This window comes from Sulfurovum sp. (assembly GCA_020525365.1).
Taxonomy (GTDB): Bacteria; Campylobacterota; Campylobacteria; order Campylobacterales; family Sulfurovaceae; genus Sulfurovum.
On the sequence record JAIZOF010000001.1, the window covers coordinates 815,925 to 830,561 of the forward strand.

A 14,637-nucleotide genomic window follows, 5' to 3' on the forward strand; every position below is an offset into this window, starting at 1 on the left:
AGGAAATAAAGATGTTATTTGAACAGTTTTCAGATATCGTACCAAGTTTTTTTGGATGGCTCAATCAAGGTCCATTGACTTTGACAATCTTTCTGCATACATTGATTGTTTTGCCAATGATTTGGATCTATTTTGATGAGAAAAAAAAATTATAAGGTAAAAATATCTAATGAATGCCTCTTGTAGAAAGTGTTATCTATTGTCCAATAATATTTTTATATTATAAGTCAATAAAAAAGAGATAAGGGCTAGGTAGAGCCCTTATGAATAGTGCCACAATTAAAGAGAGGCTCAAGATTCTACCGAAAAAAGAGTAACAGAGTGTTGTATTGCTATAAAGCTTTGTTTTTCTAAAAGGAGAAAGAGATGAAATGGGATAAACTTCTAGGTTTTGTTACGGTAACAAGTTTTGCTGCAACGATGGTAATGGCAGGCACATCAAATATGGATTTTGCAAAAACATACGAGAAAGAGTGCCAAGGATGTCATGGGCCAATTCATCAGGGTGGCGTTGGATCAGATCTTAGGCCTGCAGCACTGAAGAAAAAAAGTAGAGAATTTCTTGCAGAAACAATTCTTAACGGCAGAGAGAATACGGCGATGCCAGCATGGAATCATAAGTTTTCAAAAGATGATGCGACAGGTATGATTGATTGGCTGATGGATTGGAAAAATACAGTAGAGTTGACACTGGATTTAGATGAGGTACAAAAGACATGGACCAAACTTGCCGATGTAACTAAACTGGCAAAAAAATATCCTGTAAATAAAGATGGAAAGCTTGTCTATAAAGGGGCAGAAGTAAAAAACGTTAAAGATATTACTTTTGCAACAGAGAGGGATGCCTCTTTAGTTGATTTTATAGATTCTACAAATGGAAAAGTACTCTCACGCCATAAGGCGGGTTTTGCAGTACATGTAACTGTAACCAATAAAAATGAGCCACGATATGCTTATTCCATCTCTCGTTCGGGAAGATTAACCATGTTTGATATTGGAGCACCTGGACAACCCGCAGTAGCTTCTGTACAGGTGGGACAGGAGTCTAGGGGGCTTGCAGTCTCACCTAATGGTAAATATATTATTGCAGGAAATTATAATCCAGGTGGTGCAGTGCTTTGTGATGCACACACACTTAAGCCACTTAAAGCTTATGATACTAGTCGTGTCATTGATCCCGATGGACAGATTGGACCATCACGTGTAGCAGGAATTGCAGATACACCGTATGGACCATACTTTGCCGTAGCATTGAAAGATGGCGGACATACATATATTATTGATTATTCAAAAGAGGGATTCCCTATTGTTGGAGATATACCAAATATTGGAAAGATTCTACATGACTGTTTTCTTAATGAGAACAAAGGAGAAGATTTTGGTAGATATTTTCAAATTGCTTCTCAGGGATCAGACCTTATGGGTATTGTTGACTTTAAAACCAAATCTTTGGCAGCAAAAGTTTATACAGGTAAAAAATCTAAGCCACACCCTGGACAAGGATCAAGCTGGTTTAATAAAAAAATGGGAAAACAGCTTAATGCAACAAACTCTATGAACTTTGGTTCGGTGGTTATTTGGAGTTCACCAGGATGGAAAGTAGTTAAAAAGATTAAAACTTCTGGTGGTGGACTTTTTGTTGGAACATCAGAACATACACCATGGATATGGTCTGATTGTGTACTTGCTAAACCTGCAAAATATAATGAAGTACACCTGATTAACAAAGAGACACTTAAGACAGATAGAATTATTAAAGTTGGAAAGAAAAAAGGTCAGTTAATTGATGCTAAAACGAAAAAAATTCTTCAAGAGTGGGATGCAACCCAGCACCAAAAAATAGCTGTAAATGAAAAAGTATTTGGCAAAGAGAAGATTATGCCTATACCTAACAAGGTAGGTCCTGCTGTAAAAAATCCAGTACAGCCAAGACTGCTACATGCAGAACCTGCCAATCATGGTAAATGGACTATGATTTCTGAGTGGACAACAGGAAGAATTGGTATTTATGATTCCAAAACAGGTAAATTTATCAAGTATATCGAGAACTTAACAACACCAACATTTACCTACTCTATAGAACACAGACAACACATACCTGGTGCATAAAATTTTGTGTAGTGAGAATAACCCCTCTTGCTACACTTTTATGTAGTCAACAAGAAATCTTATCTTTATATAATTACCCTATTTCCTAGTTTTCCTTATCAAAAAACCCATCAAAAGTTCTAACTATTTGATATACTAATGCCACTGTTGTGGATATTTAAGTACAATAGAATAGTTTAAAATACAAGGATATCTTTATGAAATTATTACTGTCTATTTTGGTATGGGGAAGCATGCTCTCCTTGGTATTAAATGCAAAAGAGAAATATTTTGTTGTAGAGCGAGACAGTGAATCTGTTGCAATAATAGAAGATGGTTTAACAAAGCGATATATGAAACATATGCACAATATGAACCATGGTATTATTAAATTTGATGGCAGTGATGGATACCTTATCAGTCGTGATGGGTATGTGGTGAAGTTTGATCCTAGAACAGAGAAAAAAGAGACAGAATACAAGACCTCAAAGTCTGCTATTGGATTTGTTATAGGTAAGCATTATGTTGCTGTTGCCAATTATGATGATAAATCTGTTGATATTCTTACACGTAATCTCAAGCCTATCAAAAAGATTAAGACGGGTTCGAAGAATGTTGGTATCAAGATATATAAAGATAAGCTCATCTTTGCGCAGATGGACAATGACAAGGTGAGTGTCTATGAAGATATTAACCATGAGAAAGGAATACCAAAGTTCAGGAAGCTTAAAGAGTTCAGTGTCGGTAAGATGCCTTTTGATGCGATGATCAAGGAAAATACCTATATTGTCGGGTTCTTTTTGACCAAAGGATTTGGTGTAATCGATTTAAATAGTATGCAATACAGTCAGATTGATGTAACGACTGAAGGAAACAAGCCTGTACTAAAGGTACCCCATTTTGGATTCTGGTCAATTAGTGATAAAAAAACTTTTATTCCTGCAGTAGGTGACAATAAAGTGATGGTTTATGATAAAGATTTTAAATTTATTAAAAATATTAAAACAAAAGGATTGCCTGTTTTTACCTCTTTAAGTCCAGATAAAAAATATATTGCTGTGACATTTTCAGGAAAAGATTTTCCTACCATAGAGATTGTAGATACCAACACACTTAAAGTGATTAAGTCTTTTACCTTTCCTGGTAAAGTACTACATGTGAGATGGTCCAAGGAGTATCCTGACCTTTATGTCTCTGTTAATGATGCCAATCAAGTTAGTGTAATCAATACACAGAATTGGTTCTTGCAAAGAGATATTTTTCAGGTTAAACACCCTTCGGGTATTTTTCTCTACGAAATGGATAATAAGAAATAGAAGATCAGATAGCAATACGTTTTTTGTTTAAAATAATAATTTTTTTTACCTTGGTATCAGTAATCCTCAGCTGTTTAGCTGCCTTTGGATTGACGAGATAGTATCCAAATTCAATAATGAGATGGTCACCTTTTTTTAAGGGTGTATTATAGTGTATTTTACGGGTTTCGTGTGCCTTGATGGTAGTATCTTTAAGAACCTCGGTTGCCAGCCACGGCATAGAGGGCTTGCCTGCCGTTCCAATGATTCGCATAAAAGAGTGTATTGGTAAAGTAAGGAGCTTGTCATTGCGTTCGATACTGACTCTGAGTTGGCTCATTCTTAGCGGTTGGGGAAAAAGAGTATGTGTTGCTTTATTTTTGATATACACATCAAATCCTGATGGTTGTTTATTTATAGAAAATTGAATATATCGTGAGAGGTGTTTTGGTTTTTGGTGTATGGAAATACCGTGGAAAGCATGCTTTCTATTTTGCTTCTGATTAGCTAAACTTCCTTTTTTTTGTGGCATATGACAACTAATACATGTTTCTTTAGAGTCTTTCTGTTTGACCTCAAGATCACAAACAGTAAATCCTTTATTGTTTTGTTTGTGATCATGGCACCCTAAGCAGATTCTACCATTGTAGTAAATTTCATTACCATAGTCTATATCATGATAGGGGGAACCACTCTTTTTTTTAAAGATTCCCAGAAATGAACGTTCCTCTTTAAAGACAACTTTTTCCCCTTTACGTTTGTGGTCCATAGAAAAGAAATATTTTTTCTTACGAGTGTAAATATTTTTATTAGCTTTAGCATGCTCTTCGATACGCTCTATGCGGTGACAGGTTTGACATGATATGGGTTCATCGATTTCAGCATGGTTGGGTGTGGGTAGCATGCCTTTGGTAACCGAATGATCTGAGGGTGTATGACATGAAGCACATTTATAGTTTCTTTTTACTTTGGCAGGATGCCTCTTCCATACTGCGTTATGTGTAGGGTCACCAAAGAGAGAGGAATGGCTATGCATAGAGTGTTGATATTCTGCATAAATTAGAGGATGACAGTTCTTACAAGTAGTATTTTCTAGTGCTATTATGTTACTTTGTGTAATCCATAACAGCAGTATAAAAAAGAGTATTTGTCGCATTATTACAAAAAGCCTTTTTGTATATGAATAGTGCATTGTAGTTAAACAAAAGAGTATCTCTCTTGATACAAGTCAATCATTGCATGGCTTTTTGTGAATATTAATTGATCAATAAAAATAAAAGATAATCTTTTAGTATGATTTTTTGATTAATATTTATACAATTATATGTTTATATAATTGACCTAAATCAACTTTTGATTCTATGTCTTGAATATAATAGTGGGCTTAAAAAAATACTAAGGAGAAGAAATGACTTTTGAAACTTCAGTAGAAGTGTTGAAATTTCATTGGGTGGTCTATACTATCTATGCAACACTTATCATAGCAATTATTGCATGGTTTTCCTATAATTTAACACGTAAAGAGAAGGCAAAACCGATTGTGCGTATCCCGTTTTATGGGTTTATTGCATTTTTAGTTGCAGGAGGTGTAGGTCATCATATTTTCACTTATAATACGATGCCATGGGTGTCAGAAGATATTATGCGTCATGAGATTTCACCTGACAAGGTCTTTAAAATTGAAATTGCCAAACATCAGTTCAAGCTACCTGAAAAGATGGAAATCATCAAAGGAGATAAGATACTTTTTGATGCATACAGTAGTGATTTGGTTTATGGTTTTGGACTTTTTAGACAAGATGGCAGTATGGTAGCTCAAATGCAGGTAAACCCAGGAAGTCGCAACGATCTTCTGTGGACTTTTAATGAGTGTGGCATATTTGATGTTAGGTCAACAGAGTATGCTGGACCTAAAGGGAATAGTATGTTTGTAAAAAAAGCAGTTGTTGTGACAGGATGTAATACGAAAGGAGAAAAATCATGAGTATTGTAAAGAATCTAGTGGAAGGAACAGGTTTTAATGCTTCTTCATTGACTGCTTTGCAGAAAGTTACACTTCGTGCGGTAGTGATGTCTTTTCTTTTCTATGGACTAGCATCCATTGAAGGCACATTGATGCGGGCTGCATTGGTAAATCCTATGATCCCTCCGATTAATAGTTTTCCTGATCATTATTTTTCAATTATGACAGTACACCCTATTATTGGGATTTTTGGTTCTACTTATCAGTTGGTTTTTGCTGCATTTATGTTTTTGATTCCCTATTTGACAAAAAAGCCACTCTATAGTATAGGATTGGCAAATTTTGTTTGGATTATGATTACCATTGGTTCAGCTTTAGCATGGATTGCTGCATTTATTTGGCACTATGCACCACTCTATACACTTTACTGGCCGCTACCAGCAGATGTTAGCCAGTTTAGCAGAATAGGTGGGATTGTCTTTATTATTGGGATTGCATTGATTATGGTCGGTACATTGGGGTTTATCTACAATATTTATGCGACAATCTTTGCAAAAGTAGGTATTCATACCAACAAAACAACCAAAGAGCTACTGATTTCTGGTTTTGGTATTGATGGTTTGATGAATCTAATTTATAAATTGATGGGGAAGACTCCATATACCAAAGAGCCAGCATTGTCCCTGCCAGTTGTTGCCATTTTTAGAGGAACAGTCGATACATTTCTTGATGCACTTGTAATTCTTGGTGCTGGTATTCTTGTTCTTGTCTATCTGCTTGCAGATACAGCAGGTTTGAGCTGGGATGTACATGCAGTAGATGCACTACTTTATAAAAATTTCTTCTGGTGGGGACTTGACCTTGTGGCAGATGGATTGGTGTTGATTTATGTAGCAGGCTCATGGTATCTGTTGGCAACACTAATAACAGGACAGAAGCTTTTTATGGAGAATGTTGCACGTGCAGCACTTCTCTTGGAGCTTTTTGTTTCTTGGATGGTTTGGTCGCATCACTTGCTTGCTGATCAGGGACAACCTGAAATGATGAAACTTATCTCTGGTGAGATGGTTACGGCATTTGAGTTACTCACTCAAGGGCTAGCACTCTTTATTACGCTTGTTACACTTTGGAAAGCTAGACCACTAAAAATGACTATGGAACTTAAGTATTTACTAGGAGGGCTTCTTGGTTTTGGTCTTGCGGTTCCAGCAGGGATTCTTCAAGCAGATATGGGACTAAACAGAGTATTGCATAATACCCAATGGATTATTGGTGCGCATGTACATATTGCTCTCCTTACAGGTCTCTATATGACACTTTATAGTGTTGTCTATGTACTTTGGCCTCTATTAACGAATAATACAAAGCTCTATTCCATGAAGCTTGCCAATGCACACTTTTGGCTCCATCTTATTGGAAGTATCGGTATGGGAGCCTTTATGGGAATGGCAGGTCTTGAAGGGATGCTAAGGCGTCACTTTTATATGGATGGAGAGTTTCAAACCTTCATGATTCTTGCGGCTATCTGTGCGACTATGATGGTTACGGCATGGATACTTTTTATGATTAATATTGTTATGTCTATTGGGCTGAAGGGACTTATTGGTATCTTTATTCCTGCAAAAGATAATACAGCAACATTTGGTATTGACCCACAGCCTTCGGTTGTAACCCAACTAAAAAAAGACTAAGTAATATTAATGTGATTTTCTTGTACTAGACTTATGTTGGGATTCCTTAAGAGAGCCTCGAAATAGGTTTATATGATTTTAAAGGAGACTATGTGCTAAATATGCTGAGGGTTATCGATGAGATACAACATGTAGGGCTCTATAGTCTTATACTTCAGGATATTCAGAAGATTACAGGCAAAGAGAAGCCAAGTGCCAAAGAGGTTGAAGAGGCACTACAGAAACATCCTTCTCTTCTGCGTGATTATATGCAGACAACGGTTGAATATAACCTAAGTAATATTCATCTTAAAGATATCAATCTTGATCACATTGCTGCTGATTGTCATGTAAAAGCAAAAAAAATTAATGAAAACTTAGCCATATTACGTAAACTAGAAAAGTATACACTCGATTTCGAACAGAGTTCTACGCTGGTATTAATTTTTTCAGTAGAGTTTCTTGTACTTTTTTCTGTGCAATATTTTATTGTGCTTCTTAATCTTAAGATGTGGCAGTGGTATATTTACGGTCTTTTTGCACTTTCTATTGTTGTGGCATGGATTTATGCTAAAAAAGTACGCAAAAAGTATGAAAATGGTAATACAGAATATGAAAGACTCTACAAAGAGACTCTTAAACTCATTGAGTTACTTGAAGAGAAAGGAGAACTTTGCAAAGCAGACCTCTATATAGGAAAATCAGATGAACACATCTAAACCTGTGACCATATGTTACCGTTGGGATAAAGAAAATTTAAAAAAAGCATTTGTACATGCCTACGAATATCAATTTAAACATTCAGTTAGACGCTATATAGGATGGCTATTTATTGCTATGGTACAGTTTGGAGTTGTTGTAGTACTCAAAGGAGGATCTGTCGGTCTGCTATTGTTTTCTACAATTTTGATACTCTATTGGTATTTTATCAAGAGGTGGTTAATATATAGACGCACTCTTACATCGTTTAAACACTCAGAATTTAGGGATATGCCTATTGCACTTGAGGCAAATAAAGATGGAATAAAGCAGCATGGTACAGTGATACCATGGAAGGAGATACAAAGAGTAATATTCTTAGACGATGCAATTTTGCTTTACAATAAAGATAAAACATTTTATATTCCACATAGTGCTTTCTCTTCCTTGGAGGAAAAAAGTAGGTTTAAAAGTTTTGCTAAAGAAAAAGAGAGACTAGTCAATGTTCAAGGTTAGATATATAGGTCAATATATATTGATGCTGTTGCTACTAATATTGGTAGTGCTGGAGATATGGACATATTATTTAGGGACAGCAGATGTAACATTTAAGCGACTTGTTGGCAGTAAACCCTATTCTCAAATTGAAAATCTTACACTCAGGCGTTATGAGAAAAATATGATTTCTCCACACCTCTTTACGGTAAAGACCAAAGATGAAAGAGCAGTGATCAATCAGTTTAGTAGAGACTGTCATCTTAAGCGTATTACTTCTGAGGAGTTGCCAATAGAGGTAAAGCAGACAGATTTGGAAATGGTGGAGGTGATTAAAAAATCCCCCTTTATGTATCTTAGTGAAAAATTTGATTTAGCAGAGCCAAAAAAAGGAAGAATGTGTCTCTTATTTAGAGACAAAACATACTTATATCTTTTGGTTAATGGCAATTTATAAAAGAAGAACGAGGATGACAGAGTATATTTATATAGTTACCATCATTTTTTTTGTGATTATACTACTGGTTGTAGCAAAGATAGAGGATGGAGAAGATATGGATTATGAGGAGGATGATCTGTGAGAGGTTTTTTGATTTTTTTGATTTTTAGTTTGTTGCTTTTGGTAGGATTTATTGTCTATAATATAATTTATCCCTCCGATGGGATGATTGTTAGGCAGAACGGAAAGTGGATTGTCTTAAAATATAACAATACAAAAAAGTAACATTTCTTGTTTTATATCAAGTAGGAGAAATTAAAAAAAGGTTATCATCTTTATTGTCAATATAAAGGTGCTAATAATGCATACACAAAGTATATCAATACTTTTTTTAATACTTTTTATCATCCTCTCATCAGCTTTTGGAGTAGAAGGGAAAAAAGTTTTTGAAACTTATTGCTGGGGATGTCATCATCAAACAGCAATGGCATTTGGTCCGCCACTATCCCAGATTGCAACAAAAAGAACACCAGAAGAGATACAGGCGATGATTGCTAACCCTGAAGCAGTTTCTAAAATATTTGGATATCAGCGTAATGCTATGCCTCCATTTCAGCTTAAACCAGAAGAGCTCAAAGCAATTACTGCTTATATTCTTTCTTTCGGAGTGGTTCAAGATATCAATACAGGCAAGAAAAAATAATGTTTAGACTCTCAAATCTACTTAAATCAGTAGTAGAGGGCAATCCTTCACGTATCCTTGATGGCAGTATTGCGATATGGAATTTCACCAACCGATGCAACCTTAGTTGTTTACATTGCTACTCCAGGGCTGATCTTGATGCAGTAGATACTTTAAGTACTGACGATATCATGCAGACACTTCCAAAACTTAAAAAAAATGGAGTAAAGTTCCTTATTTTTTCTGGAGGAGAGCCTCTGACACGTAAGGATCTCTTTGATATTGCTATACGGTGCAAAGAGCTTGGTATTGTGACTTATCTTTCCACAAATGGATTGTATGTTAAGCAGAGTAATGTTAAAAAAATTCTTGATACATTTGATTATATTGGCATTAGTATCGATGGAAGCCCCAAAGTGCATGATAAGTTTAGAGGGCTTGTAGGCTCATTTGTTGAGTCAATGAAGGCAGTAGACTTGCTCAACTCGTTTGGTAGAAAAAAGGTAGGAATCCGTTTTACTATTACCAAAGATACTTACAATGATTTACCATTTATCTTTGATTTGGTAGAGAGGCACCATATTCCTAAGATATATATTTCCCATCTTGTATATAGTGGACGGGGTTTAGAAAATTTAGAGATGGATTTGACAAAAGAGCAACGCATTAAAGCGGTTAATTATATTTTGGATAAAGCATTTGAGTACCATGAAAGTGGATGCGATATAGAGATTGTAACAGGCAATATGGAGATGGATGCCATCCTCTTTTATGATAGATTTATACAAAAATATCCCAAATATGCCGAAGAGATGAAGCAAAGATTGACTGCTTGGGGTGGCAACAGTGCGGGACAAAAACTACTTAATATAGATAGCGATGGGTTTGTTAAACCTGACCCTTTCTTTCCTGTTAAGATTGGCAATATCCTTCATCAGGATTTTTCTGATATTTGGATCAATAAGCCAAGCCAACTACTTCAAAAACTACGTACACATCCCCGAGAGCTTAGTGGCAAGTGTATGGATTGTCATTATTTAGATATCTGTAATGGAGGATCAAGAAGTAGAGCTTATGCGATATATGGAGATATGTGGGCACAAGATCCTTCATGTTATTTGAGTGAAGAAAAAACGAAAAGGAATAGATAATGTCAACCGTATATCTGACAGGAGCGGGACCAGGAGATGTCGATTTATTGACAGTCAAGGCATTGCGCGTAATTCGTAAAGCTGATGTAATTATCTATGATAGACTAGCCAATTCGGATATTTTGGTTGAAGCAAAGGATGGTTGTGAATTTATCTATGTTGGGAAAGAGGATTCACATCATACACTTCCACAAGAGGAGATTAATGAAGTAATTTATCAGAGTGCATTGAAATATGACAATGTTGTCAGGCTTAAAGGAGGAGACCCTTTGGTGTTTGGTAGAGGAGGAGAAGAAGCACTCTATTTGCGTGAACGTGATATAAAATTTGAATTTATTCCTGGTATTACTTCTGCCATTGCCGTACCAGAGTATGCGGGCATTCCTGTTACTCATCGTGGTGTGACTGTTTCCTTTAGGATAGTGACAGGCCATGAATCCAAGAATAAAGACCATTCTCAAATTCCATGGGAAAATTACAAGACTGATGATACAATTGTTTTTCTAATGGGTCTTCATCGTTTAGATAAAATTACTAAAAAGTTAATAGAGATTGGCAAACCCAAAGACCATCCTGTTGCAGTCATTAGTCGTGGTACCAGATTAGACGAGAAAACAGTGATAGGCACATTGGAAAATATCTATGAAAAAGCAAAAGACCTTCCTACTCCAGCATTGATTGTAGTAGGAGAAGTCGTGAAATTGCATGAGAAATTAAGTTGGTTTGAGAAATAATAATCTAAGTTATCTTTTATAAAATATGGATAGTATGAAAGCAATAGCAATAATAGATATTATAGATTGGGAGGTGTAGAAGAATGATAAAACTAGAAGAAATTCCTATATTTTCTGCACTAGAAGACAAATATCTTAAAGAGCTACAAAATGAGATTTATATCAAACATTTTCTAAAAGATAGTATTGTATTTTACGAGGGAGATAAGAGTGATTATCTACATATTTTGATAGAAGGAAGTGTTAAACTCTATAAAACATCTCCTAAGGGAAGTCAGATTCAGATCAATCGTTTTGCAGCACCATCACTTATTGCAGAGTTTGTCTGTTTTGAAAAAGAGATATTTCCAGCAACCTGTGAATTTGTTACTGATGGTACAATTGGACTATTGCATTTTGATAAACTTTATGAACATCTTAATGAGCCAATGTTTTCACTGGAGTTGATCAAGTCGTTAACCAGTAAAGTCATGTTACTCTCTTCACTTGTACACAAAGAGACAATTCTCTCTTCAGAAGCAAAAGTGGCTGATCTGATGATTAAGAAAAACTCTATTTTTAATCGCTTAAAAAATAATGAGATTGCTTCAATGCTTAATTTGACACCAGAAACATTCTCACGTATCCTCACCAAATTTAAGAAAGAGGGAATTATAGTTTTAGAGGAGCATATTCTCAAGGTAACCAATGAAGATGCACTCTATAAGATTGTAGAGACTAATACGATGAAAGAGTGCACCAACTGTATTGCACACCTTAAAGAGCAGACTGAATGTAAAGACTAGTTATTTGCAAGTCCCGTTAGTAAACTATATAACATTTTATTGACTAAATCATCATAAATCTCTTCTACATCATGAAAACAGTTAATAATTAAAGAGGTAAGACCATGTAGTGAAGACCAAACAACTACAGTTTGTGCAAAGCTGTCCTCTATTTTAATTAACCTCTTCATTTGCCCCTCTTCGATAAGTGCCTTTAAAGCCATAAAACCTTTACAATTTTCACTTCGTATTGTAATAAATGATTCTCTAACATGAGCATATTTTTTACCAAATAATAGTCGGTATAAATTAGGATTTTTTTTAGCCCAATCAATATAATATTTGGCTGCAATAAAAAATCTTTTATCTAAATCTTCATTGTCATTAGAGAGAATGGGAACAATGACTGAATCAAACTTATCAAACCCTTTTTCCATTACTGCTTTGATAAGTTCATCTTTGGAGCTGAAATGTTTATAAATTGCCGAACGTGATGTGTTGGTTACATCAGCAAGTATTTTAAGTGTAAGCTTGTCTATATCTTTTTTATGGATAAAATCTAAAGAAAATGATAATAATTCTTGTTTTAGATTACCATGGTGATAGGTATTTTTTTTCATGATTCCTATTATAACAAAATATGAACAAAAATATAAATGTAAACATTGTTTACATTGTTTACATTATTTAAGACTCTTTATGTTAACATTGTTTACTTTGTAAATAGAGGAGTATAATATAAGAAAAATAATTATTATTACAGCAATTAGTATAAATGTATTTGCACAATCTGCACAAGATGTAGTAAAAAAATCTTTTGAAGCTATTAGTGGCTATGGAGGAAGTGAGACTATAAGTGAAATGGTATTAAGAAATGCACAAGGAGTGGAAAATAAACGGAAATTAAAAGTACTTAGAAAAGAAGGAAGTCATGGAGATAGGTCATTTATAGAATTTTTATATCCTAATGATATTAAAGGTACAAAACTGCTAAGTTTTGAAGTAATAGGAAAAGATGATAAACAGTGGCTATATTTACCGGCACTGAAACGTATAAAGCGTATTAGTTCTCGCAATAAATCGGGTTCATTTGCTGCAAGCGAATTTTCTTATGAAGATATCTCTTCTGTAAATTATCAAAATTATACATATAGTGGTGAAGCAGAGATAGATACTAAAAATGGAAAGTCCTATTTTAAAATTGTACGTAAACCTATTGATAAATATAGTGGATATTCAAAACAAATAATATGGATAGACAAAAAAGATTATTTAATTCGTTTTGGAGAATATTATGATAGACATGGCAAACTCTTAAAAAAAGTACATTTTTCTAAATATAAAAAAACAGAAGGAGTTTGGCGTATATTTGAAATTGATATAGAAAATATACAAAACCATAAAAGCTCTAAACTTATTTGGAAATCAGACAAAATTCATATACCTATAAAAAATACAGATGTCTCTAAAAGAGTATTATATTGAAATGGTTATTTGGTATTGTTGTAAGTTTGCAACTATGTTTTGCAAATGAGCATATAGAATTTAGAGGAGATATTGGTATAAAAACTATCTCTTACAATGATAATAAAAATGATTTATTAAGCGTAGGTAAAAGTATAGTTACATTCAAAAAAGAGTTATTTGAATTACATACGGAAGTAGATTTTTTCTATAGTCAAAAGTATAAAGATAAAAAAGAAGTATATTTTAATGAATTATATATGACTTGGCATGATGATATGTATGCTATTAAAATAGGAAAACAACTTACTTTTTGGGGCGAACTTGAAGGATATAATATTACGGATGTAATCAACCCTAAAAATAGTATGTTGGATATTTTTGATAAAAGTGAAAAAAAAGGTGTTTGGGCATTGATGGTTAATGCTTTTGAAGAGAATAAAAATGTTGAATTAGGGATAAAAGTACATGAAGAAGATAATAAATATGTAGATGATACAAGTTCCTATTATTTTTTACCTTTGGCTTATACAAGTAATTTACAAATTAAAAACAGGTATAGCCCTACGGTATATCTAAAATATAGTTTTTTAACTGATGAAAGCATAGAGAGTGAAAGTAGCATTATTATACAAAAAGGTTATGACAATAAACGATATTTTGCACCAATTAGTGAGCATAAAATGGCACAATTTGCTTACAATGCAAACAAAGTTATGTTCTTGAGTAATATTTTATATCAAGATATTTTTTTTAAATTTGAAGCTGCATATACTGATGTACTTGATGAATCTAAAATGAGCGATTATAGACAATTGGGTGTAGGTTTTGAAAAAGGTTTTTATGATATTAATGGAATAGATATTACTTTGTATACAGAATACTATTATTATGATTATCTAAATAATGATAAACCTAAGTATGTAGATATCAGTGAATTGTATGATAATGATATCTTTATGGCATTAAGATTTACTTTGAATGATACAAGAGATAGCGAACTTAAGTTAGGCTTTTTGAAAGATATTAAAAATGGTGAAAATATTACAAAAGTTGAAATAAAAAGTAGATTGGCAGATACTATGGTTTTTATTGCTGAAGGTTTACATTTTTCCAAACAGTTTAAAACATATTCAAAGTTAACAAACCATACTCGTATGATTTTTGGTATAAAGTATTTTTTTTAAGGAGAT

16 protein-coding genes are annotated in these 14,637 nt (G+C 34.0%); 14 read left to right on the forward strand and 2 right to left on the reverse strand.

Annotated elements, in window-relative coordinates:
* Nucleotides 1-11 precede the first annotated feature (11 nt).
* The 3 genes from LGB01_04085 (at nt 12) to LGB01_04095 (ending at nt 3,404) form a co-directional block, all read left to right on the forward strand.
* Nucleotides 12-155, forward strand: coding sequence for a hypothetical protein (locus LGB01_04085; protein ID MCB4753376.1), 144 nt, complete (start codon nt 12-14; stop codon nt 153-155).
* Nucleotides 156-366: 211 nt separating this feature from the next.
* Entirely contained in the window at nt 367-2,109 is a 1,743-nt protein-coding gene (locus LGB01_04090; protein ID MCB4753377.1) for a nitrite reductase, read from the forward strand.
* A gap of 197 nt (nt 2,110-2,306) precedes the next feature.
* Nucleotides 2,307-3,404, forward strand: a complete 1,098-nt coding sequence (locus LGB01_04095; protein MCB4753378.1) for a nitrite reductase — start codon at nt 2,307-2,309, stop codon at nt 3,402-3,404.
* Between the two features lie 4 nt (nt 3,405-3,408).
* Here the strand turns inward: LGB01_04095 and LGB01_04100 are convergent, their stop codons facing one another.
* A complete protein-coding gene (locus LGB01_04100; protein MCB4753379.1) occupies nt 3,409-4,539 on the reverse strand; it encodes a cytochrome c family protein in 1,131 nt (376 codons plus the stop codon).
* 252 nt (nt 4,540-4,791) lie between these two features.
* Here LGB01_04100 and LGB01_04105 point away from each other — a divergent pair, with 252 nt between their 5' ends.
* The 9 genes from LGB01_04105 to LGB01_04145 all read left to right on the forward strand — a co-directional run bounded on the left by LGB01_04105 (nt 4,792) and on the right by LGB01_04145 (nt 12,001).
* Entirely contained in the window at nt 4,792-5,367 is a 576-nt protein-coding gene (locus tag LGB01_04105) for a hypothetical protein (GenBank protein ID MCB4753380.1), read from the forward strand.
* The gene (locus LGB01_04110; GenBank protein ID MCB4753381.1) at nt 5,364-7,037 is read left to right on the forward strand and encodes a cbb3-type cytochrome c oxidase subunit I; all 1,674 of its coding nucleotides are present in this window, start codon (nt 5,364-5,366) and stop codon (nt 7,035-7,037) included. The genes LGB01_04105 and LGB01_04110 overlap by 4 nt, the downstream gene beginning before the upstream one ends.
* A gap of 101 nt (nt 7,038-7,138) precedes the next feature.
* The gene (locus tag LGB01_04115; GenBank protein ID MCB4753382.1) at nt 7,139-7,735 is read left to right on the forward strand and encodes a hypothetical protein; all 597 of its coding nucleotides are present in this window, start codon (nt 7,139-7,141) and stop codon (nt 7,733-7,735) included.
* The gene (locus tag LGB01_04120) at nt 7,722-8,231 is read left to right on the forward strand and encodes a YcxB family protein (GenBank protein MCB4753383.1); all 510 of its coding nucleotides are present in this window, start codon (nt 7,722-7,724) and stop codon (nt 8,229-8,231) included. Before LGB01_04115 ends, LGB01_04120 begins: the two co-directional genes overlap by 14 nt.
* Nucleotides 8,218-8,667, forward strand: coding sequence for a hypothetical protein (locus LGB01_04125; GenBank protein MCB4753384.1), 450 nt, complete (start codon nt 8,218-8,220; stop codon nt 8,665-8,667). The genes LGB01_04120 and LGB01_04125 overlap by 14 nt, the downstream gene beginning before the upstream one ends.
* Before the next feature lie 343 nt (nt 8,668-9,010).
* Nucleotides 9,011-9,352 carry a cytochrome c gene (locus tag LGB01_04130; protein MCB4753385.1) on the forward strand — a complete coding sequence of 114 codons (342 nt, stop codon included), beginning with the start codon at nt 9,011-9,013 and terminating at the stop codon, nt 9,350-9,352.
* Nucleotides 9,352-10,482, forward strand: coding sequence for a radical SAM protein (locus LGB01_04135; protein MCB4753386.1), 1,131 nt, complete (start codon nt 9,352-9,354; stop codon nt 10,480-10,482). Before LGB01_04130 ends, LGB01_04135 begins: the two co-directional genes overlap by 1 nt.
* Entirely contained in the window at nt 10,482-11,216 is a 735-nt protein-coding gene (gene cobA / locus LGB01_04140) for a uroporphyrinogen-III C-methyltransferase (protein MCB4753387.1), read from the forward strand. Before LGB01_04135 ends, cobA begins: the two co-directional genes overlap by 1 nt.
* A gap of 83 nt (nt 11,217-11,299) precedes the next feature.
* Nucleotides 11,300-12,001, forward strand: a complete 702-nt coding sequence (locus tag LGB01_04145) for a Crp/Fnr family transcriptional regulator (GenBank protein ID MCB4753388.1) — start codon at nt 11,300-11,302, stop codon at nt 11,999-12,001.
* On the opposite strand, the gene LGB01_04150 is transcribed toward LGB01_04145, so the two are convergent.
* On the reverse strand, nt 11,998-12,600 hold the full coding sequence (locus tag LGB01_04150; protein MCB4753389.1) for a TetR/AcrR family transcriptional regulator: 603 nt from the start codon (nt 12,598-12,600) through the stop codon (nt 11,998-12,000). The two genes, LGB01_04145 and LGB01_04150, sit on opposite strands and share 4 nt — an antisense overlap.
* A 241-nt stretch (nt 12,601-12,841) precedes the next feature.
* Between LGB01_04150 and LGB01_04155 the strand changes: the two genes are divergently transcribed.
* Entirely contained in the window at nt 12,842-13,465 is a 624-nt protein-coding gene (locus LGB01_04155; protein ID MCB4753390.1) for an outer membrane lipoprotein-sorting protein, read from the forward strand.
* Nucleotides 13,462-14,631, forward strand: a complete 1,170-nt coding sequence (locus LGB01_04160; GenBank protein ID MCB4753391.1) for a hypothetical protein — start codon at nt 13,462-13,464, stop codon at nt 14,629-14,631. Before LGB01_04155 ends, LGB01_04160 begins: the two co-directional genes overlap by 4 nt.
* Nucleotides 14,632-14,637: the final 6 nt, after the last annotated feature.

Excerpts from the sequence above, each read along its gene's own strand:
- LGB01_04085 (MCB4753376.1), top strand. The coding sequence starts at position 12 with ATGTTATTTGAACAGTTTTCAGATATCGTACCAAGTTTTTTTGGATGG.
- LGB01_04090 (MCB4753377.1), top strand. The coding sequence starts at position 367 with ATGAAATGGGATAAACTTCTAGGTTTTGTTACGGTAACAAGTTTTGCT.
- LGB01_04095 (MCB4753378.1), top strand. The coding sequence starts at position 2,307 with ATGAAATTATTACTGTCTATTTTGGTATGGGGAAGCATGCTCTCCTTG.
- LGB01_04100 (MCB4753379.1), bottom strand. The coding sequence starts at position 4,539 with ATGCGACAAATACTCTTTTTTATACTGCTGTTATGGATTACACAAAGT.
- LGB01_04105 (MCB4753380.1), top strand. The coding sequence starts at position 4,792 with ATGACTTTTGAAACTTCAGTAGAAGTGTTGAAATTTCATTGGGTGGTC.
- LGB01_04110 (MCB4753381.1), top strand. The coding sequence starts at position 5,364 with ATGAGTATTGTAAAGAATCTAGTGGAAGGAACAGGTTTTAATGCTTCT.
- LGB01_04115 (MCB4753382.1), top strand. The coding sequence starts at position 7,139 with ATGCTGAGGGTTATCGATGAGATACAACATGTAGGGCTCTATAGTCTT.
- LGB01_04120 (MCB4753383.1), top strand. The coding sequence starts at position 7,722 with ATGAACACATCTAAACCTGTGACCATATGTTACCGTTGGGATAAAGAA.
- LGB01_04125 (MCB4753384.1), top strand. The coding sequence starts at position 8,218 with ATGTTCAAGGTTAGATATATAGGTCAATATATATTGATGCTGTTGCTA.
- LGB01_04130 (MCB4753385.1), top strand. The coding sequence starts at position 9,011 with ATGCATACACAAAGTATATCAATACTTTTTTTAATACTTTTTATCATC.
- LGB01_04135 (MCB4753386.1), top strand. The coding sequence starts at position 9,352 with ATGTTTAGACTCTCAAATCTACTTAAATCAGTAGTAGAGGGCAATCCT.
- cobA (MCB4753387.1), top strand. The coding sequence starts at position 10,482 with ATGTCAACCGTATATCTGACAGGAGCGGGACCAGGAGATGTCGATTTA.
- LGB01_04145 (MCB4753388.1), top strand. The coding sequence starts at position 11,300 with ATGATAAAACTAGAAGAAATTCCTATATTTTCTGCACTAGAAGACAAA.
- LGB01_04150 (MCB4753389.1), bottom strand. The coding sequence starts at position 12,600 with ATGAAAAAAAATACCTATCACCATGGTAATCTAAAACAAGAATTATTA.
- LGB01_04155 (MCB4753390.1), top strand. The coding sequence starts at position 12,842 with ATGGTATTAAGAAATGCACAAGGAGTGGAAAATAAACGGAAATTAAAA.